This window comes from Arcobacter siniprincipis (SeqCode) (assembly GCF_048571125.1).
GTDB lineage: Bacteria > Campylobacterota > Campylobacteria > Campylobacterales > Arcobacteraceae > Arcobacter > Arcobacter siniprincipis.
Map to the genome: position 1 here is coordinate 2,953,150 of NZ_CP182343.1, position 25,444 is coordinate 2,978,593.

Below are 25,444 nucleotides of genomic sequence, written 5' to 3' on the forward strand. Positions count from 1 at the left end.
AGAGGAAATTATGGATACTATTAAAAGATTAATAAAAGGAAATGAAAAATTCAAAAAAGAATATTTCCCTTACTTTGAAAAAGATTTGAAAGAGAGTGTTCAGCTAGGACAAAGACCAGAGGTCTTGTTTATTGGATGTTCAGATAGTAGAGTTACTCCTGAATTGATGTTAGATACTCAGCCAGGTGATATGTTTATTTTAAGAAATGTTGGTAACTTTGTACCACCATATAAACAAGATGAAGACTTCCATGGAAGTGCTGCTGCTATTGAGTTTGCAGTTTCTGTTCTAAATGTTAAGAATATTATTATTTGTGGGCATTCTCACTGTGGTGCATGTAAAGCTTTATATGATGACATTTCAGATGATCCTAAAATGGTACATGTAAAAGTTTGGCTTAAACTTGGTGAAGAAGCTAAACAAAGAACTTTAAAAAGCCAAAAATTTACAACACTAGAAGAGAAATATAGAGCAACAGAGCGAAACTCTATTAGAAATCAACTTGAAAATTTATTAACTTATCCTGAAGTAAAAAAAAGATTTGACAATGGTGAAGTTTTAATTCATGGATGGTATTATGATATAGAAACTGGGAATATTGATTTTTATGATAAAAGTGAAGATAATTTTAAGCCATTAAAGGAATTTACAATATGAGTAAAACAGAAGTTAGAAAAATACCTAGAAAAAGTATAATTATTATAGTAGTTTTAATTATTTTAGCTATTGTTGGATATTTATTAATCACACTATCAAGGGACGCTAAAATAACAGAAGTTTTAAGTTCACTTGGCTATAAAAATGTAAGTAATGTGACGGTATATAATGTTTCACAAGTAGAAGATGAAGAAACTAGAATAAGAAGTAAATTATTTAAAGTTGGTTTTACTAATGAAGAAACCAAACAAGAGTGTTATGGATTTATAAATGAACATAATGGAAAATTTAAAAAAGAAATAGAGTGTAAATAAAATGAGTATTATAGAGAAGTTAGAGAAAAATGAAAGATTAAATTATGAAGAAGCTTTAGATCTTTATGATTTAGATTTATTTGTTTTAGGTAAATATGCAAATAAACTAAGAGAAGAAAAACATGGCAAAAAAAGTTATTTTAACATAAATAGACACATAAATCCTACAAATATTTGTAAAGATGTATGCCAATTTTGTGCATATAGTGCAAGTAGAAAAAATCCAAAACCTTATACTTTAAAACATGAAGAGATTATGGAAGTTGTTAAAAACTCTTCATTAAATGGCATAAAAGAAGTCCATATAGTATCTGCCCATAATCCAGAAACTGGATTGGAATGGTATTTAGAAATTTTCAAAAAAATAAAAACTGCTTATCCACATATCCACATAAAAGCCTTAACAGCAGCAGAAATTCATTTTTTGAGTGAGCAGTATAATAAAAGTTATGAAGAGATAATTGATTTGATGGTTGAATATGGTGTTGATTCAATGCCAGGTGGTGGAGCTGAAATCTTTGATGAAAAGGTGAGAAAAAGAATCTGTGGAGGGAAAGTTACTTCACAACAATGGCTTGATATCCATGAACTTTGGCATAAAAAAGGCAAAAAGAGTAATGCTACTATGCTTTTTGGACATATTGAAACAAGAGAGCATAGAATCGACCATATATTAAGATTAAGAGACTTACAAGACAAAAGTGGTGGATTTAATGCCTTTATTCCTCTTGTTTATCAAAAAGAAAATAACTTCTTAAAAGTAAAAGATTTCCTAACAGGACAAGAGATACTAAAAACTATGGCGATCTCAAGAATTTTACTGGATAACATTCCTAATATAAAAGCTTATTGGGTAACTTCTACTGTTAAACTAGCTCTTGTAGCACAAGAATTTGGAGCAAATGATTTAGATGGAACAATAGAAAAAGAATCAATTCAAAGTGCAGCAGGAGCTGCAAGTGCAAATGGTCTACCTATTAGTTCATTTGTTGATTTGATTAAAAATTCTGGATTTATTCCAGTTGAAAGAGACTCAGTTTATAAGGAACTAAAAGTTTGGTAAACTATTTGTTCTGATTAAATTGAAGTCCAAAATCTACTTCAATACTTAAATCTTGATTTTTCAAGAATATTATTGGATAAGATACATTTATTGAGTATAACTCTTTATTTAAGTTACTCAATAAATTAAAAAACTCTATAGGTGAATTTATTATCATATTTACTCTATAATTGTATGTTGAAATATTCAAATTAAATGTTGAATCATACACTAACACTGCACTTTTTGGCAATATAATTTTCAACTGATCACTTACTCTTTTTACAGGCATAAATCCATCATTTATATATTTGGGAAGTGCCTCATTATATATCTTACTTGTATCAATTTCAACGGGATCACTATTATATATACTTACATCAAGAGCAATATTTTTTGAATCTTTTACTTGTATATTTGAGTATTTATAAAATTTTAAAAGTTTAGGCTGTATATCTTTAATATAAGAATCAGGAGTTAGCATTTTACCAGTAATTGTAGAATTATCACTTTTAACTTCTAAAGTGTCTACCACCATATCATAAGGAACTGCATTTAATAAAACTACTATATCATCTCTTATTTGATTATTTGCATTTATATGATTTGGCAAAGTATATTGTTTTTCAATAGTTATTTTTTTAGGTTCTTCTTTTTTAATTGTTTTAATTTTTTGAACAATCTGTACAACTTTATCTTTATAATAAATCCCACTACCAGTTATTACTAATAAAAATATCAATAGTAATATAATCCATTTAGTTGAAGACTTGCCTTTTTTAACTCTTGGTTTTACATAAGTTTGTAATAATCTATTAGGACCTCTTGAAAGTTCATAAATAGAATCTTTTAATGAAATATAGTGATAATGCGTACTTATCATTATATCGTCTTCTAATTGCTGAATTTGTTCATCACTTAATTGTTTAATTGTATACAAAATATCTATTTTATCTACAAAACACTCGCTTTTATTAGTATAAAATTCTTTAAGTGTTTTAGAAATAAAATTTTGTAATTCTAAAAAATAAACTTCATCATAAAGTTTTTGACCCAATACTTCTGATTCATAAAATCTAGAGCTTTTTATATCTTTGAATTCAGGAACTTTTTGTATTTTATTAAAAACAATCTTATTTAACTCATTTACAATTACAATATAAATATAATCGCTAACTGTTAAAACAACTAGTGTATTAGAAGTTGGATTTTGTTCTAAATGAAGATTTAAAACTTGAAAAGGAGAAAATACATAATCTAATCCAGTAAACTCAAAATAGTGTTCTACTTCAAAAAGTTTTTCTTTTTTTACAACAACATCAAAACTATTATTTAATTGAACTTTTGAATACTCTAATAATTTTTTATTAGTTTTATTGATTATCTTTTCATCTTGGCATAAACACAAAGTTGAAATAAAAGTTTTTGGAATTGCTTCTTGCCATTGATTTATTTTTTGTGCAATATCCCTTGAGAGTATCTCGTCATGAATTATAAAAGTTGATTCTTCTGTTTTATCTAAATCTTCATTTTTAAGTTTTTTAAAGTCAATTTTTAATTGTGTATCATATTTTAAAATACTTATATATTGAGAATTTTTTGCAAACATAAAAACCTCTTTTATTTCATTGCATTAACTAAAAGTTTATTTTGTATAAACTCTTTAGCTTGGGGCATATCTAAATTCGATACACTAAACGGCTCACTCACATAAAAATCTATCACACCAAATGGTTTTGGAATAATAAACTTATCCCAAGAATTAAATTGCCAATATTTACTTGGCTTACAATTGAATGCTAAAATTTTAGCATCAGTTTTCTTATGAATTGCTACTATTCCATCAGCAACAGAAAATCTAGGCCCTTTTGGACCATCAGGAGTGATTGCAATATCATCTCCACCTTTTAACTCTTTTATTGCACCAATTAAAGCTTTAGTTCCACCCCTAGTACTTGATCCTCTAATAGAATAAATTCCCAAATACTCAACAGTTTTAGTAATTGCTTCTCCATCTTTGTGGTCACTTATCATAGCACTTACTTTACCTTTTGGTTTAAGTTTTTGATAATTAAATGGTTGCATTAAAAGTTCACCATGCCAAAAAGAGACGATGTAAACATCATCTTTTAACTCTTTTGGATGGTGAAAATTCTTTTTATTTGTTAAATATACAAATCTTACAAATAATTGCAAAAAAAATGGCACAATTCGTGTTATAAAAAAAAGCTTCATTCGCTTATTACTTCACCTTTTAATGCTGTTCTGCTTGCATCATTTATTTTTACTTTTACAAATTTTCCAAGAAGTTCATCACTTCCTTTTACAAAAACCTGACACCAATTATCTGTAAATCCACAAACTTCACCATCAGATTTTAGATTCTCAACTAAAATTTCAACAGTTTTTCCAACATATGAATTCATGTGTTCAACTAAATGTTCTTTATGCAAGTCGATTACTTTTATTAATCTAGCACCTGCAATTTCATCATCTATCTCTTGATCTTTTAAAGCTAAGGCTGCTGTATTTGGACGAGGAGAATATTTGAAGTTAAATATTTGATCAAATTTAACCTTTTCTATTACATCCATAGTATCTTCAAAATCTTCTTGTGTTTCCCCTGGAAAACCAACAATAATATCAGTTGTAATTCTAACATTTGGTACAAGTCTTCTAATTTTTTCTGCTCTATTTAAGAACCACTCTTTTGTGTATCCTCTTTTCATAGCTTTTAAAATAGAAGTAGAACCACTTTGAAGTGGCATATGGATACATTTACTAATTTTTGGGTTAGAAGAAAACTCTTCAATAAACTCATCATCCATATGTAAAGGATGGGGAGATGTAAATCTTATTCTTCTTAAACCCTCTATTTTAGATATCTCTTGCAAAAGTTTAGTAAAAGTTGTTTTTGCTCTTTTATCTGAGAATCTTCTTCCATAAGAGTTAACATTTTGCCCTAAAAGCATAACTTCTACTGCACCTTTGTCCACATCTTTTTGGATTTGTTGAACAATCATTTCAGGTGGGATAGATATCTCATCACCCCTTGTTGCAGGAACAATACAATATGTACACTCTTTATCACACCCAATTGAAATGTTTACAGAAGTTTTGTACATAGAAGTTTCACTTCTAGCAAATTCATAAGTACTATCATCATTTTCTATTGAAATTTCAACAGCACCCTTTACATCAATAATATCTTTTATTTTTGAAATATTTCTAGCACCTACAACAAAATCAACATAAGGCGCTCTTTTAATAATATCTTTTCCTAAATGTGATGCCGTACAACCACAAACACCAATTTTAGCTCCATCTTTTTTCTTAGCATTAAACTGCCCTATTTCTGAAAAAAGTTTTTGCACTGGCTTTTCTCTTACTGAACAAGTGTTGATAATAATAAGATCTGCATCTTCCATATTATCAGTTGTTTTATAATCTTTATACTTTTCTAATTCAGCAATTATGTGTTGGCTGTCAGTATCATTCATCTGACAACCAAGCGTTTGTATAAATAATTTTTTAGATTCTTCTTTACTCATTATAATTTCACTTTAAAATTAAAGTGCATGTACCTCATACATATATTCATCCTCAGCTAAACCGTATTTTACTTCTCTAAAATACACATTGAAACCTTCACCTTCTAGGCTATCTACTAATGACATCATGTCTTTATGTGAATTATCTTTATCAAAATAAAATATTTTTTGCCCAAGTTCTTTTAACTCTTCAACTATCTTATCAATTTTTACTTTTTTTGGTTTTTCATTCAATTCGTTTCTTGCGAACAATAATTCCATCTCTATAAGCCTTTTATGTTTAAATTTAACTATATATTTTATCTTAAAGTTACTTTTATTTTTATAAAAGAAGTTTTAGATATAATATTGTTCTACATTCACATTGAAAATCACAAAAATCATAGTTCAATGTTAAAAAAAAGGTTATAAATGGATAAGATAATTGATATACTAGATTCTATTGCTTATGAAAAAGGAATTAAATCTGAGCATGTTGAAACTGCGTTGAAAGAAGCACTAATTAAAACTGGTGAAAAGATGGTTGATCATACTTTAATTTTTGATGCAGAGATTGATAGAAAAAATAAAAGACTAAAACTTTTTCAAAAAATTGAAGTTGTAAAAGATGATGATAAAAGACTTCAAGGAGAAGAAGTTGATAAATATGACAACATTATTAACCCTGAAAATTTTATTCCTTTAAGTGAAGCAAAAGAGATTGATGCAGATTTAGATATTGGGGACTTTTTAGATTATGATTTAGAATTTGAAAATATGGGAAGAAATGCTGCAACAATTCTTCACAATAATTTTGAATATAGACTTCAAAGATATATAGAAGAAAATCTTGTATCAAAATATAAATCTAAAATCGGAAAAATCATAAATGGTTCAGTAGCAAGAGTTGATAGAGCTGAAAATACTTTTGTTGAAATTGGCGAAGTAAAAGGTATGCTTACTAGAAAAAGTAGAATAAAAGGTGAAACTTTTAAAGTTGGAGATAACTTAAAAGCAGTTGTAAAAGCTGTTACTATTGATAAAACAAATGGTTTAATCATTGAGTTATCAAGAACAAGTCCAAAATTCCTTGAAGCTCTTTTAGCACTAGAAGTTCCTGAACTAAAAGATGAAAGAATTACAATAGAAGCAAGTGCTAGAATCCCAGGAAGTAGAGCTAAAATAGCACTTTCTACTATGGATCCACAAATAGACCCTATTGGTTCTGTTGTTGGTGTTAAGGGTGTTAGAATAACATCAGTTAGCCAACAATTACATGGGGAAAATATTGATTGTGTTGAGTATTCAACTATTCCTGAAATGTTTGTTGCACGAGCTTTAAGTCCAGCTATTATTAAAAGTGTACAAATTATGAAATCTGAAAAATATGATGAAAAAGATAAGGCAATTGTTACAATTTCAAGTGACCAAAAATCAAAAGCAATCGGTAAATCAGGATTAAATATTAGACTAGCTTCAATGCTTACAAAATGTGAAATTGAACTTGTGGAAGTTGGAGATAATGCACAAAGCACTGAAGGTTCAACAGAAATTCCAAATGATGAAAGAAGAAAAGATACTTCAGAATTAGAGGCTTTATTTAAATAATGGAAAAAATATTCATTTATGACTCTGTAAAAAAAGAGAAAGTTTTATTTGAGCCAATAGTTGAAAACCAAGCAAAAATATATGTTTGTGGACCAACAGTTTATGATGATTCTCATTTAGGACATGCTAGAAGTGCAATTGCTTTTGACATGTTACACAGAGTCTTAAAAATGAATAATCTAAATGTAACTATGACAAAAAACTTTACAGATATTGATGATAAAATCATAAAAAAAATGAATGAATCATCAAGATCTTTAGAAGATATCACAACACAATATATAAATGCTTACAAAGCTGATATGCACTCACTTAATATCTTAGATAATACACTTGAACCAAAAGCAACCCAAAACTTAAGTGCTATGATAGAGATGATAAATGATTTATTATCAAAAGATATTGCTTATATAATTGAAGATGGTGTTTATTTTGATGTATCAAAAGATAAATCTTATGGAAATATCTCAAAAAGAGCAAGTGATGAAAACTCAATTGCTAGAGTTGAAGTAAACACTCAAAAAAGAAATTCATCTGATTTTGCCCTATGGAAGTTTGAAAAAGCAAATGATGTATCTTTTGAAGCTCCTTTTGGAAAAGGTCGTCCAGGCTGGCACATAGAGTGTAGTGCAATGATTGAAAAACACTTAGCATACAAAGATGAAGCTTATCAAATAGATATTCATGGAGGAGGAGCTGATTTACTTTTTCCTCACCATGAAAATGAAGCTGCACAAACTAGATGTTCTTCACATAAAGAGTTAGCAAAATATTGGATGCATAATGGTTTTGTAACTATTGATGGCGAAAAGATGAGCAAATCACTTGGTAACTCATTTTTCTTAAAAGATATTTTGAAATCTTATAGTGGTGAAGTTGTTAGATTTTATTTGCTAACCGCACATTATAGAACAGATTTTAACTTCAATGAAGAAGATTTAATCTCTTCTAAAAAAAGACTTGACAAATATTATAGAGTGAAAAAAAGAGTTTATGGAAGCACTGCTTCAGCTGTAAATAGTGAATTTAAAGCAAAAGTTTTAAGTGCCCTAAATGATGATATAAATAGTTCAAAAGCTATTTCGATTGTTGATGATATGACAAACAATGCAAATGATAAATTAGATAAAAATCCAAAAGATAAAAATCTAAAAAAAGAGTTGATAGCAAACTTTGAATTTACAAATGATATTTTAGGAATCTGTTTTAATGATGCATATGAGTATTTTCAATTTGGAATAGATAAAAATACAAAAGAAAAAATAGAAGCATTAATTGAAAAACGAACAGAAGCTAAAAAGTTAAAAGATTTTGACAGTGCTGATAATGTTAGAGATGAACTAACAGCTTTAGGAATTTCAGTTATGGATACACCAAATGGTGTGGTTTGGGAGAAATTATAAACTTCTTCTAAACCCTATAATCCACACTACTAATAACTCCTGCCTCACCATTTTCTTTCAAAAACATTGAACTTTGACCTCCATTTACTGAAGATACATTTGCTAAATATATAGCTCCAATTCCTGAATCAGCTAAAGTTACGAGTGAGCCTTCACCATTTGCTTTCTTTTCCCAAACACGCAAATCATTAAATACTGAATCATTTTCATCAATCCAACCATTTCCATCTTCGTCATATTTACTTAATTCTTTAAAGCCATCATTTGTATTTACTCCAAAAAGTTCACTTCCATCATCAACTTTATTATTTCCATTTTTATCTATTGCTAAATAACTTGCATTATTCTGTAAAGTTGATATGTCATTATTTTTTTTATCTTTATTTACATCAAATTCAAAACCCATATTTCTTGGTACTTCACTTGTATCTCTTCCATCTTTTTTCATATCAATATAAAATGGATTATCTCCTTTTCCATAGGCATTTATTTTTGTTTCATGTCTTTGATAAAACTCATTTGAATATGAAAGGCTTAGATTGATTTTAAACTCACCATTTGATGTTTTAATAGTAGCTTGGGAACTAAAATCTATAGTTGTTTTTTCATAATACTCTTCTTTACTTTCATATGAAAAACCCCATTCTTGATTATTACCTGTAGTATAAGGATTATCTGGCACTTGAGCTTTACTTGAAGAATCATTTGGATATAAACTGATTTTATGATTCCCCTGAAACAAATGATTAAGTAATTGTTCTATTATTCTTTTTTTAATTGTATCTGCAACTGATAAATCTGATTCACTACTAAAGACCAGTTTTTTAGGGTCAATATTTACTGACAAATCTTTATTATCATCTGGATTTTCTGTTTTTGTAAAAGAACTAGCACTTGTATTTTTTTCGTATTTTTGAACAAAGCTACTATTTGCTTGTAAATTTACTTCATAAGAATCTATTTTCATCTTCAATCCTTTTATCTATATTTAAGAATTGTACAGTGAATTTAATTAATTTTTTGTTAAAAAAACTTTTTAGTTATTCTGGAATTTTGGGCATAAAAAAAGGAAAGAAGATAAATCTTCTTTCCTTTTTTAAAGTATTAACTAAAACTTATCTTGCGTATGCCGCATCAGTAAGGTTTTTAGTATCTACAATATATGGAACCAATGCCATATGTCTTGCTCTTTTGATTGCATTTTCAACCATTTCTTGAGCACTTTTAGAATTTCCAGTAAGTCTTCTAGGCATGATTTTACCTCTTTCACTCATTGAAATTCTTAATAAATCAGTGTTTTTATAATCAATGAAATCAATTTTCATCTCAGTATATTTACAATATTTTTTTCCGTATTTTCTTCTCTCAGCCATTTTATTATCCTCTTTCTAGAACGGTATTTCGTCTTCGTCTATATCGATTTCTGGTATTTTATAACTACTATTTTCAGTTGTAGTTTTTATACCACCTTGAGCATAGTTGTTTTGAGCTGGTTGCTGCGGTTGATTGTACTGATTACTAGCTGGTTGTTGAGTTTGTGGTTGAGAATACTCACCTTCATACCCAGTATTAGCACCATTTTGTGAATCAGATTTTGAATCTAACATTTTCATAGTATCAACTCTTAAAGAGTGTCTACTTCTGTTAGTTCCATCTTGTGCAGTCCATTGTTCAAAAACAAGTCTTCCTTCTAATAATACTTTAGAGCCTTTTCGTAAATATTGATTGGCAACCTCAGCACTTCTATTAAATATGTTGAAATCTAAAAAACAAACTTCATCTTTCTTTTCACCAGTACTAGTCTTATAATTATAAGATGTTGCAATTGCACCTTTTGCTATTGCTGCACCACTTGGTAAATATCTCAATTCAATATCTCGTGTAAGATTTCCTATCATAACTACTTTATTATACATTTACGGCTCCTTTTATAAAATTATGCCTTTGCAGCAGACTTTTTAGCTGCTTCATCACTTAGTTTAGTCCAAGCAGTAACTTCTTTTTTACTCTCATATTTAATGAAAATAAATCTAATGATGTTTTCATTAATTCTATAATTTCTTTCTAATTCTAAGATAGAAGTTGTTGGTGCTCTAAAGTACATTACATAGTAATGACCTCTTTTATGCTTTTCGATTTCATAAGCTAGTTGTCTAGTTCCCATATCATCGAAAGATACGATTTCTCCACCATTTTTTTCAATGTTAGCTTTCACTAACTCAATCTGTGCTACAGTTTCTTCTTCAGTCATTGTAGGCTTTACAATAAACATTGTTTCATAATGTTTTATTCTTGACATTCATTCTCCTTTTAGTTTTCGCCGGTATTATTAAAAATATCAGCAAGGTTTTTGTAAAGTCTGAGATTTTATCTAAGTTTGTCTGAAAATTTTCTTAGACTTGCTTGAATATATGCATTATGGTCTGGAATTTTTGAACTTTTCAAATCCAATTCCAAATCATTTAAGAAATTAAACAACTCTAAAAAGAGTTCTGGTTTTATTTTTATGGCTAGTTTTGTCTTCTTTTCCCAAATATTTTGAGGAGGAATATAACCTAGTATCTCTTTTGCATTTGGAGTTCCAATTGTTCTTGAATATGAACTTATCATAAAAAGTTGATGCAAGAAAGCTCCAATTTGAGTTAATAAATTTATTTCATTCATTCCCTCTTCAAGTAAAAAGTGCAAATCTCTTTTTATTAATTGTCCACTTAATAAATTAAACAAAAAATCTTCTAAAGAAACAGACCCTATTCCAAAACAGTGTAGCTCTACAAGTTTTGAAGAGATAGATTCTTCGTTTAATATAGATAATTTCTTTAAATCGTTTACACTCAAATTTAAATCATTTCTGTGCATAAAATACAAATGGTTTAATGCAGATACTTCATACTTCAAACCTAATGCTCTAGCTTCACTTTCAAGTATTTGAATAGCTTCTCCTGGATATGGAGTAAACATTCTTACACTTACACTATTATTTTTACTTGTAAAATATCCACCCATGGTTTTAAAATCACCATCTCCCATACAAGCAAATATCACTTTTGAATCTTTATTTATATTACAAGCCTCTATTAATTCTGTAGTCTCATTTTTATTTAATTTTTTATTTAATTTTATAAGCAAAATATTTCTACTTGCAAAAAGAGATGATTGTAAAAGTTTATTTTTTACATATTTAAAATCAAAATCATCAAAATAGACTTTTTCTATCTCTTCTCCAGCTGAAACACCTGTTGCTACAAGATTTGCATACTTTTCTACTAAATAATCACTTTGCCCATAAAACATATATGCAGAGAATTCTTTATTGGCTCTTAATAATCCATCAAACTCATTTTTATACATTTTTTATTGTTCCAACTATATTTTTGCTAATAATATCACTTGATTTTATTGTTATTTTTATCTTAAGAAAAAGTTTTTCACCCCTGTAGTTATCTAGATGAATTCTAAGTCCTGGCATATCTTTATAAAATTTAGCAATTCCTCTTTCTATATCTACTATTTGAGCTTTGAACTCTTCTCCAATATGATTTTTTGCCCATCTTGCATACTTTCTATCTTCAAAATCCCAAACAAGTTGGTCTACTTTTCTCTCATTTGCAGATATATGTTCGCATATATCATCAATACTTGCAGGTGCTTTTTTAGTTTTTAACATTCGATGAAGAACTAAATCTGAATATCTTCTAATAGGACTTGTAAAGTGGGAATAAGAATCAAAGCCCAAACCAAAGTGACCTAAGTTTTTAGATGAATATTTTGCTTGTGATTGGGACTTTATTATCAAATCATTTATCTCTTCTATCAAAACACTATTTTTTGCTCTTGCTTGAATATCAGTAATTGTCTCATGAACAGATGATTTTACTTCTGCTTTTATTCCAAGTAAATTTACCTCATCAACTAGTTTTGATAAAGATTGAAAAGATGGTTCTTCATGAATTCTAAAAATTCCCACATTGCTTAGTTTTTTACTAGCTTCTATATTTGCTAATAACATACACTCTTCTATTAGTTGGTGAGAGGCCGTTGATTCTTCTACAGAGATTCCTTCTAATTCTAAATTATGATTTAATTTTTGTCTATACTCTTTACTTATAAAATCATAACCTTTTTGTAATCTTTTTGCTCTAATTTTTTTAGTAATATCATACAAAGGAATCAAATAATCAAAAATCTCTTTTTCTGTTTCGTTATATTTATCCAAGTGTCCTTCTATTACCCTATCAATCCTTCCATAAGAGAATTTCTTATGTGATTTAATAATGGCTTCAAAAAGTTCTGATTTGATTATTTCATAATCTTTATCTAAATATATTTTAAAAACATAAGAGTATCTATCAACATTCTCTTTAAGTGAACACATCTCTTCACTTAAACTTGGAGGAAGCATAGGTAAAACTTTATTTGGTAGATAAATAGAAGTTGATTTTTGTAAAGCTTGTTTATCAAGTTCACTATTCTCTTTTACGAAGTATGAAACATCAGCAATAGCCACATAAAGTGTATTTTCTTTTACATCAAAATAAATAGCATCATCATGGTCTTTTGCACTTGCAGGATCTATAGTTGTAAATGGCAAAGCTGTTAAATCAACTCTTTCATTTGTATCATTCATCTTTGCATCAACATCTAAATGCTTTTCTAATCTTATAAGTTCATCATATAAAAACAGTGAAATAAATTGATCAACTTTTGGGTCTTGTATATTTCCAACATCTTTTTCTATTTCAAATGTTTTACTATTTATCACATAAATATTTCCATTTGTAAAAGAGCTAAAATCTATTTTAAGTTCTAACTTTATTCCCTCTTTTACACTAAATACTTCACCATTATTTACATAAACTAAAAGGGAAGTTGCATGGGTATATAATACTTTTTCAACTTTTGCTTTAAATGAAGATCTTGGATTAAATACTCTTTTTACCAAAATCAAGTCATTGTTATAAGCACCTTTCAAATCATCTATATCCAGTTTTAAATTTTTGTGCTCATTATCCAAGTCACTCAAAGAAGCGAATTTATTTTTTATTTTTACAATTCCCACTCTATACTTTGAATTAAGTTTATAAATGCCATCTTCATAACTTACAATATCATCTTTTATAAATGGCACTAAATACTCTTTTTCATTTTCTGTAAAATCTTCACTGCCAGATATAACTTTTCTAAAAATAGTTTGAATCAAAACTTATCCTAATTTTCTTTTATTTAAGTATACATTATATAACTCTTTTATTTACATTTAGGTTACTTTTGATATAATCCTCAAAAATTATTTTAAAGGATTATTTAATGGCAATAAATGTTTACTATGATAAAGATTGTAATATAGAACTAATCAAATCAAAAAAAGTAGCAATGATAGGTTTTGGATCACAAGGGCATGCTCACGCTGAGAACTTAAGAGATTCTGGAGTTGAAGTTGTTATTGGACTAAGAAAAGGTGGGAGTTCTTGGGCTAAAGCAGAAGCAAAAGGTTTTGTTGTAAAAACAGTTGCAGAAGCAACAACTGGTGCTGATGTTGTAATGATTTTATTACCAGATGAAAATCAATCTGAAATTTATTATTCAGAAATTAAACCAAACCTTAAAGATGGTGCTTATTTAGCATTTGGGCATGGTTTTAATATTCATTATGGAAGAATTATTCCTGATGCAAAAACAAATGTAATGATGATTGCTCCTAAAGCTCCAGGTCATACAGTTAGAAATGAATTCACAAAAGGTGGAGGAATTCCTGACCTTATTGCTGTTGAAACTAATCCAAGTGGAGATACAAAAGAAGTAGCACTAGCTTACGCATCAGCTATTGGTGGTGGAAGAACTGGTATTATTGAAACTACATTTAAAGATGAAACAGAAACTGACCTTTTTGGAGAGCAAGCTGTATTATGTGGTGGAGCTGTTTCTTTAGTTCAAGCTGGATTTGAAACTTTAACTGAAGCTGGATATGAACCAGAAATGGCATATTTTGAGTGTTTACATGAGTTAAAATTAATCGTTGACTTAATGTATGAGGGTGGAATTTCTGATATGAGATATTCTATTTCTAATACTGCTGAATACGGTGATTATGTATCTGGAAAAAGAGTTATCAATGCTGAAAGTAAAGCAGCAATGAAAGAAATCTTAAAAGAGATTCAAGATGGTAGATTTGCAAAAGATTTCATCTTAGAAGGTCAAGCTGGATACCCAAGAATGAATGCTGAAAGAGCTAATGCAAAAGCTTCTTTAATTGAGCAAACTGGTAATAAATTAAGAAAAATGATGCCTTGGATTTCTTCAAGCAAAATCGTAGACTTAAATAAAAACTAATTTTAAAGTAAGGTTTAAAACCTTACTTTGATATTCTAACTTAATGGCGAAAAGAAAACCTCAAAGACGTAAAAAACCTAGTAAAAAAACCTATAAAATTTCTACTGTAAATAAGTTTTTAGCATTATTACTATCTTCTTTACTTATAACCTTAGCAGCATATTTTATTCTTTTAAAAAATCATAATGATAAAATAAATGAATCAACAAAAATACAAAAAGAAAAAATAAAGCATGCAAAAGAAAATAATATTGATAATATTATTGAAGAGTATAATAAAACTTCTAAAGATACCAAAGCCGATAAATTTGAAGAGTACAATAAAGAGTTTGAAAATGAATACATTCATCCAATAGATTCTCAAAAAAAAGAACCTAATTTAAAAGAAAAAAATGAAGAAATACAATCAATAGAACAAAAAGTTTTCCCAGAAAATAAACAAACCTTAGAAAAACAAAATGCACAAGGAAAAACACTTCTACCAGCCTTAGAAGATGGGAAAATGCATAAAGAAGTTGAAAATAAAAAAGAAAAAATAATAACTAAAACTTCTAATAAACCAAAACTCTCTATTGTGATTGATGATGTTACACTTCAATCCCAAATAAATCATATTAAAGATATTGGATATATTGTTAATATATCTTTAATGCCTCCAACAAAAGGCCATAAAAACTCTGCTCGTATTGCACGAAATTTACCGTTTGCTCTAGTTCATTTTCCCCTACAAGCAGGAAAAAATAGTATTAGATTTGAAGAAGACAATACATTAAAAGTGGGAGATTCTTATGAAAAAATTGAAAAAAGAGTTGCACAAATTAGAAAATGGTATCCAAAAATAAAATATACAAATAATCATACAGGAAGTGTTTTTACTTCTGATAAAACATCAATGGAATATTTAATAAAAGCCCTTAAAAAATATAATTTCCAATTTATAGATAGTAGAACAACTGCTCATAGTGTAGTTAAAGAAGTAAGTAAAGAGTTTGGAGTACCTTATATTGCTAGAAATATATTTTTGGATAATAACAAAGACTTTAACTATATTCAAAATCAACTAAAAAAAGCTATAAGAATAGCTAAAAAAACAGGTTCTGCAATAGCAATTGGGCATCCATATCCCATCACAATGGAAGTATTAAAAGAATCTAAATACTTATTAAAAGATCTTGATTTAGTATATGTAAATAAACTACCTATCCATTAAACTTTTATAAACCCTTCAACTTATAACAATAAAAATATTTTATATTAATCTTAAATTAAATTTATTTATATATATTAATTAAAAATTAACAAGTAATTAACAGTTTGTCTATATCATTTCACTTTTAATTTAGGATAGAAAATGAAGAACAAAAAGACTATAACGCTATCTTTACTTGTAATATTAACTTTACAATGCAATCTTTTTTCAAAAGAGAAAGAACAATCAACACTAATTGATACCATTAAAGTTTCAACAACAAGTGATTCTGCAATAACAGAAGATACAGGTTCATATACAAGCAAATCAATGAGCACATCAACAAACTTAAATCTCTCCATAAAAAACACTCCACAATCTGTAAGTGTAATAACAAGTCAAGAACTTGAAGATAAAGATATTAATTCTTATCAAGATATGTTAGGGGAAATTTCAGGAGTAAGTATTGATAGATGGGATGAAAGAGTTTACCCAACAGCTAGAGGATTTAGACTAGATAATATAAAAATTGATGGAAAGCCAAGTTCTGCCCAAAGATTTAGTGATAATCCAGATCTTTCAATATATGATCACATTGAAATTGTTAAAGGGGCTAATGGACTAACTACAGGTGCAGGTGAACCTGGAATAAGTATTAACTTAATCAGAAAACATGCAAATAGTAAAAAGTTAGTAGGAGAAGTAACATTAAATGCTGGTTCATGGGATTCCTATTCTCAAGGTTTAGATATTGCTACACCACTAAATACTAATAAAAATATAAGAGGGAGAGTTGTATTAAAACATGAAAAAGAGCACTCCTTCTTTGATAGATATAGCAAAAAAACAGATTTGATTTATGGAGTTATTGATGCTGATTTAAGTGATAGTACTTATTTATCAATAGGAGCTTCTTACCAAAATAGAAATACCGATGGAGCAAGATTAGGAGGGCTACCGGCTTTATATTCTGATGGTACAAGAACAAACTTTAGTAGATCAACAGCTCTAAATGAAGATTGGACATATTGGGATCAAGAAGATAAAAGTATATTCCTAGATTTAAAACAGTATTTCAATAATGATATAACTCTTAATGCCTCTTATGGATTTAACAAAAAACATCAAGACACACATTTATTACAATTTTATGGACTTCTAAATAAACTTGATGGTAGTGGTATATCATATAGGGAATATATGGATGAAACAATTGATGAAGATAATAATTTTGATATAAATTTAAATGTACCCTTTGAAATCAACTCATTAAATCAGGAGATTGTATTAGGATATAATTATAACAAATATGCTAACAAACTATTTAAATACAAAGAAGCTACATATAGTAATCCAACAAATAAATATCAAAATCCAATTCCAAATTTTAATAATTATACTATTGAAAAATTTGATTTTTCAAATGCACAATACACTGAATTTGATCCTGAAAAAACCACACAAAATGCTATTTATTTAGTGGGGAATTTTTCTTTACATGAAAAATTAAAATTAATAACAGGAGCTAGAATCACCACATGGAGATATACAAGTCAAGAAGCAAATTCAGAACAAAGGGAATTTAAAAATCAAATAACTCCTTATGCAGGATTAGTTTATGATATTAATGGAACACATTCACTTTATGTAAGTTATACTGATATTTTCAAACCACAAACTTCAAAAGATGAGAATGGTAATTATTTAGATCCAGTCATTGGGAAAAACTATGAAACTGGAATTAAAGGTGAATATTTTGGAGGTAAACTTAATACTTCCCTATCTATATTCAAAATTATGCAAGATAATGTTGCCCAAAGTATACCAGATGTTTATGTTCCAGGAACAACAAGATTAGCTTCTAAAATGAGCCATGGTGTTGTCACAAAAGGAGTTGAATTTGAAGCTTCTGGTGAAATAAATGACAGATTTAGTTTAGATTTTGCAATTGCAAGTTTTTCAGGTAAAGACGCAGAAGGTGAAAGGGTTGAAACAAAATCTTCAAGAACAACTGCAAATATTTTTGCAAAATATAAAATAAATGATTTTAATTTTGGTGCAGGAATAAATTATAAAAGTAGATATTATAATAAAAATAATAAAGATGTAGGACCAAAAAATATTGAACAAAAAGGCTATTTTCTTGTAAATACAATGGCAAATTATAAATTAAACAAAAATACACTTATCCAATTGAATATTAATAATCTTTTTGACAAAAAATACTATGAAGGTGTAAATTCATTTGGACTTACTTATGGTAATCCTAGAAATTATACTCTAACTTTAAAATACAAATTTTAATATAATCTCCATTAAAAAAAGTAGGATAATAATCCTACTTTAAAACTTCTTATTACCTAAGTCTGAAACCATCTCTTTTGCTATGGAATCAGTTTTTAAAGCAATACTTTTTGTTTGAGCTGCAATACTTGCATTTTTTTGTGTTTGCTTATCCAATAAATTAACCGCATCATTTATTTGTAAAATACCTTGTTCTTGTTCTTTTGAAGCTTTTGCAATATCTTGAATAGTATCAGTTGTTTTACCAATATTTATTAATAACTCTTCATAACCAACACTCATCTTATCACTTATAGATTTTCCATAAGTTGCTTTTGATGTTGCCTGCTCAACTATATTTTTTATCTCTCTTGCAGCTTCTGCACTTCTTGTTGCCAAATTTCTCACTTCTTGGGCAACAACAGCAAATCCTTTTCCAGCTTCACCTGCAGTTGCAGCTTCTACTGCTGCATTAAGACTTAAAATATTTGTTTGAAATGCAATTTGATCAATCACTCCTATTGCCTCATTTATAGTATTTACTTGTTCTGAAATCTCAGTCATAGCAGAACTTGTATTTTTTGCTAACTCTTGACCTTCTTTCGCTGAACTATTAACTTCATTAGCGTAACTCGACATTTGAACAACATTGCTTGAATTACTTCTAACTGTTCCTGTTATCTCTTCAAGTGCTGCTGCTGTTTCTTCCAAAGAAGCTGCTGCTTCATTAGAACTTACATTTAGATCATTAACATTTTGAATCAAAGTTGCAGAAGAACTTTCTAAAGTTTTCCCTACACTTAATGATTGATTTAATAAAGTAGAAATAACATCCCCTAATTCATTTATGGCAATGGCAACTTCTGAATATGCATCTGGAAATTTTGCTCTAAAATCGTGATTTTTAAAGCTTTCTAAAACATCTAAAAGCATAGGAATATTTTTAGCAATTGTTTTATCTAAATCATTTTGCATATTTGTTAAAATATCTTTTAATTCTAACAATGATTTTGTTTGAGTTTTTTTATCTATTTTAGCAACAAGATTACCAGCCCCAATCTCTTTTGCAAACCTTGCAATATCTTTTACAAATTCATCATCTTGCTTAATTGATAATTCAACTGCATGCACATTTGTATTAATTGCTTGTGCCATTTGTCCTAATTCATCTTTAGTATCTAAATCTATCATTGATGAGTCTGAAGTTTTTTTATTTAAAAAATCAAAAAAATCTTCTAGCCCAGTTCTAACTTTATTTACTGATTTAACAATTTGATTAGATATTAAAAATGCTATTAATACTCCAATTATCAAAGATACAATCAATACAGAAATCATCACATATGAAAAGCTACTTGCAACTGCTCTAGCTTTTGGTGTTTCTATTTGATTTTTATTCTCTTCATAATCTATAAATTCATTTATTTCATTTAGCCACGTTCTTAAATTACCTTTTGCTTGAGATATTAATAAGTCTCTAGCTTCTTCATCTTGATTATTACTTTTTAATTGAATAATTTTTGACATTAAAGGAAGAGTTTTAGCTTCTGTATCATTGATTCTACTTAAAATCTCTTTTTCTTTGTTATCTACATTTAAGCCTTTTTCAAATATCTCTTTTAAAGGTTTTGCTGATTCTATATAATAAGCTTCCAGTCTTTTTATATTGTCATATGAAGTTTTAAATAATGCATCATCTTTATTTTTTGCCAATACTAAATCTCTAATAGCAATTGCCCTATCATGAACACTTCCTCTAAAGTTTATGGCATATCTTTGTTTTACAGAATTTACTTCTACAATTTGATTCAAAGTATTATCAATAAAATTCACTTTGAAAATACCAATTATAGTAATAATGATAATGATTGCTATCATAAATAAAAAACCTGAATAAAGTTTTTTTGAAATAGTCATGTATTTAAACATATATCCTCCAAATAATAATTTTTTTCTTTTAATAAAATATTTCGAATTATATACACTTTCTCTTAATTTATATTTAAAAATAATTATTTATATATAAAGTAATAACTAGCATAAGATTAAATACATTATGTTAAAACAACATCTAATCATAAAATAAGTTTTTTATAGAGATAATATAAGAAATTTTAAAAGGTAAATTAAATGAAAAAATTTCTTTTAATACTATTATCATCAATTCTTGTATTTATTTTAACAGGATGTGGAGAGAATGAAAAAGAACCTAAAAATGAAAAAAAAGTTTTAAAAGTAGGTATGGAGCTAGCTTATCCTCCTTTTGAGATGAGTGATAAAGAGGGAAATCCATCTGGTGTTTCTGTTGACTTTGCAAAAGCATTAGGTAAATATCTTGGAAGAGATGTTATTATTGAAAACATTGCATGGGATGGATTAATACCTTCATTGAAAACTGGGAAAATCGACTTAATAATCTCTTCAATGACAATTACAGATGAAAGAAAAAAATCAATTGATTTTTCTATTCCTTATGCACAATCATCTTTAGCAATTTTGGCAAATAAAGATTCTGGTATTAAATCAATTGATGATTTAAATGAAAAAGGAAAAACTATAGCAGTTAAAAAAGGTTCTACAGGACATATTTATGCAAAAGATAATCTACAAAATGCACAAGTTCTAGTATTTGATAAAGAGGCCGCTTGTGTACTTGAAGTTGTTCAAGGTAAAGCAGATGGTTTTATTTATGACCAATTAACTATTTATAAAAACTATGCAAAGAATATGAATACAACTGTTCCTTTATTACAATCTTTTCAAAAAGATTTTGAGTATTGGGGAGTTGCGCTAAAAAAAGGAAGTCCTTTAAAATCTGCTGTAGATGCATTTATTAAAAAAGCAAAGGAAGATGGTACTTTTGACAATCTTGCAGATAAATATTTAAGTGATGCAAAAAAGACTTTTGATAAATTAAATATTCCATTCTTTTTTTAGGAAATTATTATTAAACTAAAAGATTTATTTATACATGAACTAGGTTATAAAAGAAAGAAAAAATTAAATCCATTAATTTATCTTTTTAATCTAGTTCTTCTTATAGTTTTCATTGTCATAATATTTTATTTCATGTTTAAAAATGTCTCTTACTCTTTTAATTGGGATAGTGTTTACGAATATAAACAAAAATTTATTGATGGTTTTATTATGACCATAATAATATCTTTTTTTGCTCTTATATTAAGCTTTGCAATAGGTCTTTTTTTTACATATGCACAAAACTCAAGACTTTTAATGTTACGATTTTTCTCTAGATTTTACATTGAAATCATAAGAGGAACTCCTCTTTTAGTTCAGATTCTAATCTTTTTTTATGTATTTGCAAATAATTTAGGTTTTGAAAATAGATATATTGTTGGAATCTTTATTTTAGCATTATTTGCAGGAGCTTATGTATGTGAAATAATAAGAGGAGCAATTGAGTCAATTGATATTGCACAATATGAAACAAGTATTAGTTTAGGAATGACTAATTACCAAATGTATAGATATATTATCTTCCCCCAAGCATTTACGAGAATGATACCCGCACTAACAGGACAATTTGCTTCTATAATAAAAGACTCATCTCTTCTTTCTATTATCTCTATAAGCGAGTTTACTATGAATGCACAAGAAGTAAATGCGTACACTTATTCAACATTTGAAAGCTATATCCCTTTAGCCATAGGTTATTTGTTACTTACTTACCCCATTTCTTATTACACAAAAAGACTTGAGAATAATATAAAAAAATAGTAATTATGTAATTTAAAGGAAATTAATATATAATTTTAAACCTACTTTTTTTTGGGAGTAAAATGATTTCTACTATTGATTTTGAAATACCTGAATTACGAAACTTAAAAAAACCTATAAAAAAATTGTTTTATAAAGGTAATATTAAACTATTAAAAAAACCAAAGATATCCATTGTAGGCACGAGAAGAACATTAAACTATACACAATTTGCAACACATCAATTAGCATCAAAACTCTCCTTCGCAGGAAATTGTATAGTAAGTGGTGGAGCGATTGGAGTTGATGCCATATCCCATAAAGCTGCAGGAACAAATAATACTATTTTAGTAAGTCCTTGTGGATTAAATCATAGATACCCTGCAATAAACAAAAAGCTCATAGAAGAGATAGAACAACAAGGTTTAATACTTAGTTCTTTTGATGAAGACTTTAAATCTACAAGATACAGCTTTGTGCTTAGAAATGAGATAGTTGTTGCCTTGGGTGATATTTTAATAGTAACACAGGCTGATTTAAACAGTGGAAGTCTAAGAAGTGTTGAATATGCTTTGAAAATGGGTAAAGAGATTTTTGTGTTACCCCATAGAATAAATGAAAGTCAAGGAACAACTCTATTAGCAAAAAATGGTTTGGCAAAAGTTATCTATGATATAGATGAGTTTGTAGAACAATATGCAAAAACTCCTATAAAAGAAGAAAAGGAAGATTCCTTTTTAGAGTATTGTAAAAAGAACCCAGCTTATGAAGAAGCAATTATAAAATATGATTCTTTAGTATATGAGTATGAACTAACTGGAAAGATTAAAATTAAAAATGGTTTTATAACTCTTCCATAAATTATGCACTGCAAGCTTTTTTTGATTTTGCAAATCGTAAAATTAAATAACCTAAAATACCAGAAAAAAGTGAACCAATTAAAATTGCTAGTCTATCAGTGTAAAAATATCTTGTATCATCTGCAAAGGCTAATGAGTCAATAAACAAACTCATAGTAAATCCAATACCTGTTAAAACTGCTATTCCATAGATTTGAAGCCAACTTGTACACTTTGGAATATGTGCAAGTTTTAGTTTTACAGCTACAAAACTAAAAATAAAAACACCTAATTGTTTCCCAAAAAAAAGTCCCAACATAATACCAAGAGGAACACCATGAGTCATTTTTGTAAAATCAATTTCCCTTAAATCTACACCTGCATTTACAAAAGCAAATAAAGGTAAAATGAAAAAAGCAACCCAATTATGTAAATTGTGTTCCATGTGTCTAACAGGAGAATTTACTTTATCATCAATTTTTGTTTTAAGAGGAATAGCAAAAGCTAAGATAATCCCTGCTAATGTTGCATGAACTCCTGATTTTAAAACAGTAACCCATAATATAATTCCAACAATAAAATATAAAGAAATAGTTGCAATACCCATACGATTCATCACAAATAAAACAAAAATTATAAATAAAGATACATATAAAACTTCAACTGATAAATTTGAGGTATAAAATAAAGCTATGATTACAATTGCACCAATATCATCAATAATTGCTAAAGCCATTAAAAATATTTTTAAAGAAACAGGCACTCTTTTTCCAAGTAGTGATAATATCCCAAGAGAAAATGCAATATCTGTAGCAGTAGGTATTGCCCACCCATTTAATGCATTAGAATCATTTTGATTAAAAAAAAAGTATATTAAAGCAGGACAAAGCATCCCACCAAGAGCGGCAAAAGCAGGAAGAGATATTTTAGACCAAGAAGAGAGATGTCCTTGTAGTAACTCCCTTTTAATTTCTAACCCAACAACTAAAAAAAATAGAGCCATCAAACCATCATTTATCCACAAATAAAGTGGCTTATCTATAACTAAATCATTAACCGAAAAATGAATAGGGACATGTAAAAAGCTGTAGTAATATTCAGAAAGAAAAGAGTTTCTTAAAACCAAGGCAAAGATAGTTACAAAGATAAGAATAATTCCCGATGATGTCTCACTTTTCATAAAATTATTTACTAAAATCTTCATATCTATCCTTTTAAATTATTTAACTATTTTCCTTAATTGATAAGTTATGTCTCCTGCACCAACACCAACTACTATGCCTTCATTATATGTTTTTAAAACTTTATTGTCTTTTATAATATCAATTGCACAATTTTTTGCAAGTATTTTATCAGCAAAGATTGGATTATATTGTTTAAAAGTTTCAGCAAAATCTATTTCTAAAACATGTTCTCCTGGAATAGTCCAAATTGGTAATATTACCAATTCATCACATCCTTTAAAACATCTTTTAAAACCTTCAAGATTATCAAATGTTCGGCTATATTTATGTGGTTGCCAAATAATTACTCTTTTTTTAAGATTTTTAAGATTATCATAAAGCTCAACTGATTTTATAGTAGCTTCTATTTCTGTTGGATGGTGTGCATAATCATCTATTAAGACAAATTTTTCACACTTTTGTAAAATATCAAATCTTTTTTTAATACCTTTATAGTTTTTAAGATTTACTCTTATTTGCTCAACGTCAAGCTCATTTAAAGCAGCTAATACAGCCAAAGAAGTATTAACAGCAATATGATAACCAAAACCCCAAACTTCAAAATAACCCAAATCTTTTAACTCAAATTTTGTATAAGGTTCATCATCTTGTAAAATATAAGAGATGTTTTTTATATCAACACTTGGATAAAGTTCAGTTGCATCTTCTATTTCAAGTTTTTTTACATACTCATCTTCTGCATTTATAACTTTTTTTGTACCAAGATTTACAAATTTTTTATATGTATCAAAAAATTTCTCATAATCATAGTTATAATACTCCATATGTTCAGGTTCTGCATTTGTAACAATTGAACAATAAGGATTTGAAAGTATAAAACTAGCATCGCTCTCATCAGCTTCAAAAGCAACTATTCCATTTTTGTATCTAAAGTTTGAACCAAAATCTTTTGATATAGCTCCAATAATAGCTGTACAATCTAAAATTGAAGCCAAAATAGATGTGGTAGTTGACTTTCCATGAGCTCCTGCAACACAATAATTTTTTCTATCTCCAAGAACTATTGGCAAAGCCTCTTTTCTTGATAATGTTCTTATTTGTCTGATTCTTGATTCTATTAATTCAGGATTTTCATCGGTTACTGCTGCTGAATATATAACTATCTCTGGATCTTTTATATTTGAAGCACTTTGAGGAGAATAAACTTTTATTCCTTCTTTTTTTAATTCATCTGTTATTGGTGTTTCTTTCATGTCTGAACCACTAACTTCATGTCCACTGTGCTTTAAAAATCTTGCTAAGGCAGAAAGACCAATTCCACCAATTCCTATAAAATGTATTTTCATC

Annotated in this window: 24 protein-coding genes; 11 read left to right on the forward strand and 13 right to left on the reverse strand. The window is 28.0% G+C overall.

Annotated elements, in window-relative coordinates; all coding sequences use genetic code 11:
* The first annotated feature begins 10 nt into the window (after positions 1-10).
* Genes ACNI3D_RS15015 through mqnE form a run of 3 tightly spaced genes read left to right on the forward strand, consistent with a single transcriptional unit; the run spans position 11 to position 2,035 of the window.
* A complete protein-coding gene (locus ACNI3D_RS15015) occupies positions 11-658 on the forward strand; it encodes a carbonic anhydrase (protein WP_419767580.1) in 648 nt (215 codons plus the stop codon).
* Complete coding sequence (locus ACNI3D_RS15020; protein WP_129099531.1) at positions 655-972, forward strand: hypothetical protein; 318 nt, start codon at positions 655-657, stop codon at positions 970-972. The genes ACNI3D_RS15015 and ACNI3D_RS15020 overlap by 4 nt, the downstream gene beginning before the upstream one ends.
* A 1-nt stretch (position 973) precedes the next feature.
* Positions 974-2,035: an aminofutalosine synthase MqnE gene (mqnE, locus tag ACNI3D_RS15025; RefSeq protein WP_419767581.1), complete on the forward strand. Its 1,062-nt coding sequence runs from the start codon at positions 974-976 to the stop codon at positions 2,033-2,035.
* 1 nt (position 2,036) lies between these two features.
* Here the strand turns inward: mqnE and ACNI3D_RS15030 are convergent, their stop codons facing one another.
* Genes ACNI3D_RS15030 through ACNI3D_RS15045 form a run of 4 tightly spaced genes read right to left on the reverse strand, consistent with a single transcriptional unit; the run spans position 2,037 to position 5,826 of the window.
* Positions 2,037-3,623 carry a DUF8569 domain-containing protein gene (locus ACNI3D_RS15030; RefSeq protein WP_419767582.1) on the reverse strand — a complete coding sequence of 529 codons (1,587 nt, stop codon included), beginning with the start codon at positions 3,621-3,623 and terminating at the stop codon, positions 2,037-2,039.
* Between the two features lie 11 nt (positions 3,624-3,634).
* The gene (locus ACNI3D_RS15035) at positions 3,635-4,249 is read right to left on the reverse strand and encodes a lysophospholipid acyltransferase family protein (protein WP_129099528.1); all 615 of its coding nucleotides are present in this window, start codon (positions 4,247-4,249) and stop codon (positions 3,635-3,637) included.
* The gene (miaB, locus tag ACNI3D_RS15040; RefSeq protein ID WP_419767583.1) at positions 4,246-5,565 is read right to left on the reverse strand and encodes a tRNA (N6-isopentenyl adenosine(37)-C2)-methylthiotransferase MiaB; all 1,320 of its coding nucleotides are present in this window, start codon (positions 5,563-5,565) and stop codon (positions 4,246-4,248) included. The genes ACNI3D_RS15035 and miaB overlap by 4 nt, the downstream gene beginning before the upstream one ends.
* Positions 5,566-5,583: 18 nt before the next feature.
* A complete protein-coding gene (locus ACNI3D_RS15045) occupies positions 5,584-5,826 on the reverse strand; it encodes an HP0268 family nuclease (protein ID WP_375724792.1) in 243 nt (80 codons plus the stop codon).
* A gap of 150 nt (positions 5,827-5,976) precedes the next feature.
* Between ACNI3D_RS15045 and nusA the strand changes: the two genes are divergently transcribed.
* Both nusA and cysS read left to right on the forward strand, forming a co-directional pair.
* Positions 5,977-7,152: a transcription termination factor NusA gene (gene nusA, locus ACNI3D_RS15050; RefSeq protein ID WP_419767584.1), complete on the forward strand. Its 1,176-nt coding sequence runs from the start codon at positions 5,977-5,979 to the stop codon at positions 7,150-7,152.
* A gap of 8 nt (positions 7,153-7,160) precedes the next feature.
* Complete coding sequence (gene cysS, locus ACNI3D_RS15055; protein ID WP_419769002.1) at positions 7,161-8,555, forward strand: cysteine--tRNA ligase; 1,395 nt, start codon at positions 7,161-7,163, stop codon at positions 8,553-8,555.
* Between the two features lie 7 nt (positions 8,556-8,562).
* Here cysS and ACNI3D_RS15060 read toward each other — a convergent pair whose 3' ends face one another.
* The 6 genes from ACNI3D_RS15060 to ACNI3D_RS15085 all read right to left on the reverse strand — a co-directional run bounded on the left by ACNI3D_RS15060 (position 8,563) and on the right by ACNI3D_RS15085 (position 13,755).
* Positions 8,563-9,522 (reverse strand): SPM autocatalytic domain-containing protein, encoded by a 960-nt coding sequence (locus ACNI3D_RS15060; RefSeq protein ID WP_419767585.1) that lies wholly within the window; start codon positions 9,520-9,522, stop codon positions 8,563-8,565.
* Between the two features lie 148 nt (positions 9,523-9,670).
* On the reverse strand, positions 9,671-9,928 hold the full coding sequence (rpsR, locus tag ACNI3D_RS15065) for a 30S ribosomal protein S18 (RefSeq protein WP_375724795.1): 258 nt from the start codon (positions 9,926-9,928) through the stop codon (positions 9,671-9,673).
* Positions 9,929-9,943: 15 nt separating this feature from the next.
* Entirely contained in the window at positions 9,944-10,471 is a 528-nt protein-coding gene (locus ACNI3D_RS15070) for a single-stranded DNA-binding protein (protein ID WP_419767586.1), read from the reverse strand.
* Between the two features lie 20 nt (positions 10,472-10,491).
* Positions 10,492-10,845, reverse strand: a complete 354-nt coding sequence (gene rpsF / locus ACNI3D_RS15075) for a 30S ribosomal protein S6 (RefSeq protein WP_322785217.1) — start codon at positions 10,843-10,845, stop codon at positions 10,492-10,494.
* 77 nt (positions 10,846-10,922) lie between these two features.
* On the reverse strand, positions 10,923-11,906 hold the full coding sequence (gene holA / locus ACNI3D_RS15080; RefSeq protein ID WP_129099520.1) for a DNA polymerase III subunit delta: 984 nt from the start codon (positions 11,904-11,906) through the stop codon (positions 10,923-10,925).
* On the reverse strand, positions 11,899-13,755 hold the full coding sequence (locus tag ACNI3D_RS15085; protein WP_419767587.1) for an RNB domain-containing ribonuclease: 1,857 nt from the start codon (positions 13,753-13,755) through the stop codon (positions 11,899-11,901). Before ACNI3D_RS15085 ends, holA begins: the two co-directional genes overlap by 8 nt.
* Before the next feature lie 107 nt (positions 13,756-13,862).
* Between ACNI3D_RS15085 and ilvC the strand changes: the two genes are divergently transcribed.
* The 3 genes from ilvC to ACNI3D_RS15100 all read left to right on the forward strand — a co-directional run bounded on the left by ilvC (position 13,863) and on the right by ACNI3D_RS15100 (position 18,378).
* On the forward strand, positions 13,863-14,885 hold the full coding sequence (gene ilvC / locus ACNI3D_RS15090) for a ketol-acid reductoisomerase (RefSeq protein WP_129099518.1): 1,023 nt from the start codon (positions 13,863-13,865) through the stop codon (positions 14,883-14,885).
* A gap of 43 nt (positions 14,886-14,928) precedes the next feature.
* Positions 14,929-16,095 carry a divergent polysaccharide deacetylase family protein gene (locus tag ACNI3D_RS15095; RefSeq protein WP_419767588.1) on the forward strand — a complete coding sequence of 389 codons (1,167 nt, stop codon included), beginning with the start codon at positions 14,929-14,931 and terminating at the stop codon, positions 16,093-16,095.
* A gap of 141 nt (positions 16,096-16,236) precedes the next feature.
* Positions 16,237-18,378 (forward strand): TonB-dependent siderophore receptor, encoded by a 2,142-nt coding sequence (locus tag ACNI3D_RS15100; protein WP_419767589.1) that lies wholly within the window; start codon positions 16,237-16,239, stop codon positions 18,376-18,378.
* Between the two features lie 39 nt (positions 18,379-18,417).
* Here ACNI3D_RS15100 and ACNI3D_RS15105 read toward each other — a convergent pair whose 3' ends face one another.
* Positions 18,418-20,286 (reverse strand): methyl-accepting chemotaxis protein, encoded by a 1,869-nt coding sequence (locus ACNI3D_RS15105; RefSeq protein WP_419767590.1) that lies wholly within the window; start codon positions 20,284-20,286, stop codon positions 18,418-18,420.
* A 201-nt stretch (positions 20,287-20,487) separates the two neighbouring features.
* Between ACNI3D_RS15105 and ACNI3D_RS15110 the strand changes: the two genes are divergently transcribed.
* The 3 genes from ACNI3D_RS15110 to ACNI3D_RS15120 all read left to right on the forward strand — a co-directional run bounded on the left by ACNI3D_RS15110 (position 20,488) and on the right by ACNI3D_RS15120 (position 22,934).
* Positions 20,488-21,294 (forward strand): transporter substrate-binding domain-containing protein, encoded by an 807-nt coding sequence (locus tag ACNI3D_RS15110; protein ID WP_419767591.1) that lies wholly within the window; start codon positions 20,488-20,490, stop codon positions 21,292-21,294.
* A 132-nt stretch (positions 21,295-21,426) separates the two neighbouring features.
* Positions 21,427-22,095: an amino acid ABC transporter permease gene (locus tag ACNI3D_RS15115; RefSeq protein ID WP_419767592.1), complete on the forward strand. Its 669-nt coding sequence runs from the start codon at positions 21,427-21,429 to the stop codon at positions 22,093-22,095.
* A gap of 62 nt (positions 22,096-22,157) precedes the next feature.
* On the forward strand, positions 22,158-22,934 hold the full coding sequence (locus tag ACNI3D_RS15120) for a DNA-processing protein DprA (RefSeq protein WP_419767593.1): 777 nt from the start codon (positions 22,158-22,160) through the stop codon (positions 22,932-22,934).
* 1 nt (position 22,935) lies between these two features.
* Here ACNI3D_RS15120 and nhaA read toward each other — a convergent pair whose 3' ends face one another.
* Together nhaA and murC are read right to left on the reverse strand one after the other, a co-directional pair.
* Positions 22,936-24,117: a Na+/H+ antiporter NhaA gene (gene nhaA / locus ACNI3D_RS15125; protein WP_129099512.1), complete on the reverse strand. Its 1,182-nt coding sequence runs from the start codon at positions 24,115-24,117 to the stop codon at positions 22,936-22,938.
* A gap of 15 nt (positions 24,118-24,132) precedes the next feature.
* A complete protein-coding gene (gene murC, locus ACNI3D_RS15130) occupies positions 24,133-25,443 on the reverse strand; it encodes a UDP-N-acetylmuramate--L-alanine ligase (RefSeq protein ID WP_129099511.1) in 1,311 nt (436 codons plus the stop codon).
* Between the last annotated feature and the right edge of the window lies 1 nt (position 25,444).

Coding starts and splice junctions, on each gene's coding strand:
- ACNI3D_RS15015 (WP_419767580.1), top strand. CDS start 11: ATGGATACTATTAAAAGATTAATAAAAGGAAATGAAAAATTCAAAAAA.
- ACNI3D_RS15020 (WP_129099531.1), top strand. CDS start 655: ATGAGTAAAACAGAAGTTAGAAAAATACCTAGAAAAAGTATAATTATT.
- mqnE (WP_419767581.1), top strand. CDS start 974: ATGAGTATTATAGAGAAGTTAGAGAAAAATGAAAGATTAAATTATGAA.
- ACNI3D_RS15030 (WP_419767582.1), bottom strand. CDS start 3,623: ATGTTTGCAAAAAATTCTCAATATATAAGTATTTTAAAATATGATACA.
- ACNI3D_RS15035 (WP_129099528.1), bottom strand. CDS start 4,249: ATGAAGCTTTTTTTTATAACACGAATTGTGCCATTTTTTTTGCAATTA.
- miaB (WP_419767583.1), bottom strand. CDS start 5,565: ATGAGTAAAGAAGAATCTAAAAAATTATTTATACAAACGCTTGGTTGT.
- ACNI3D_RS15045 (WP_375724792.1), bottom strand. CDS start 5,826: ATGGAATTATTGTTCGCAAGAAACGAATTGAATGAAAAACCAAAAAAA.
- nusA (WP_419767584.1), top strand. CDS start 5,977: ATGGATAAGATAATTGATATACTAGATTCTATTGCTTATGAAAAAGGA.
- ACNI3D_RS15060 (WP_419767585.1), bottom strand. CDS start 9,522: ATGAAAATAGATTCTTATGAAGTAAATTTACAAGCAAATAGTAGCTTT.
- rpsR (WP_375724795.1), bottom strand. CDS start 9,928: ATGGCTGAGAGAAGAAAATACGGAAAAAAATATTGTAAATATACTGAG.
- ACNI3D_RS15070 (WP_419767586.1), bottom strand. CDS start 10,471: ATGTATAATAAAGTAGTTATGATAGGAAATCTTACACGAGATATTGAA.
- holA (WP_129099520.1), bottom strand. CDS start 11,906: ATGTATAAAAATGAGTTTGATGGATTATTAAGAGCCAATAAAGAATTC.
- ilvC (WP_129099518.1), top strand. CDS start 13,863: ATGGCAATAAATGTTTACTATGATAAAGATTGTAATATAGAACTAATC.
- ACNI3D_RS15095 (WP_419767588.1), top strand. CDS start 14,929: ATGGCGAAAAGAAAACCTCAAAGACGTAAAAAACCTAGTAAAAAAACC.
- ACNI3D_RS15100 (WP_419767589.1), top strand. CDS start 16,237: ATGAAGAACAAAAAGACTATAACGCTATCTTTACTTGTAATATTAACT.
- ACNI3D_RS15105 (WP_419767590.1), bottom strand. CDS start 20,286: ATGTTTAAATACATGACTATTTCAAAAAAACTTTATTCAGGTTTTTTA.
- ACNI3D_RS15110 (WP_419767591.1), top strand. CDS start 20,488: ATGAAAAAATTTCTTTTAATACTATTATCATCAATTCTTGTATTTATT.
- ACNI3D_RS15115 (WP_419767592.1), top strand. CDS start 21,427: ATGTTTAAAAATGTCTCTTACTCTTTTAATTGGGATAGTGTTTACGAA.
- ACNI3D_RS15120 (WP_419767593.1), top strand. CDS start 22,158: ATGATTTCTACTATTGATTTTGAAATACCTGAATTACGAAACTTAAAA.
- nhaA (WP_129099512.1), bottom strand. CDS start 24,117: ATGAAGATTTTAGTAAATAATTTTATGAAAAGTGAGACATCATCGGGA.
- murC (WP_129099511.1), bottom strand. CDS start 25,443: ATGAAAATACATTTTATAGGAATTGGTGGAATTGGTCTTTCTGCCTTA.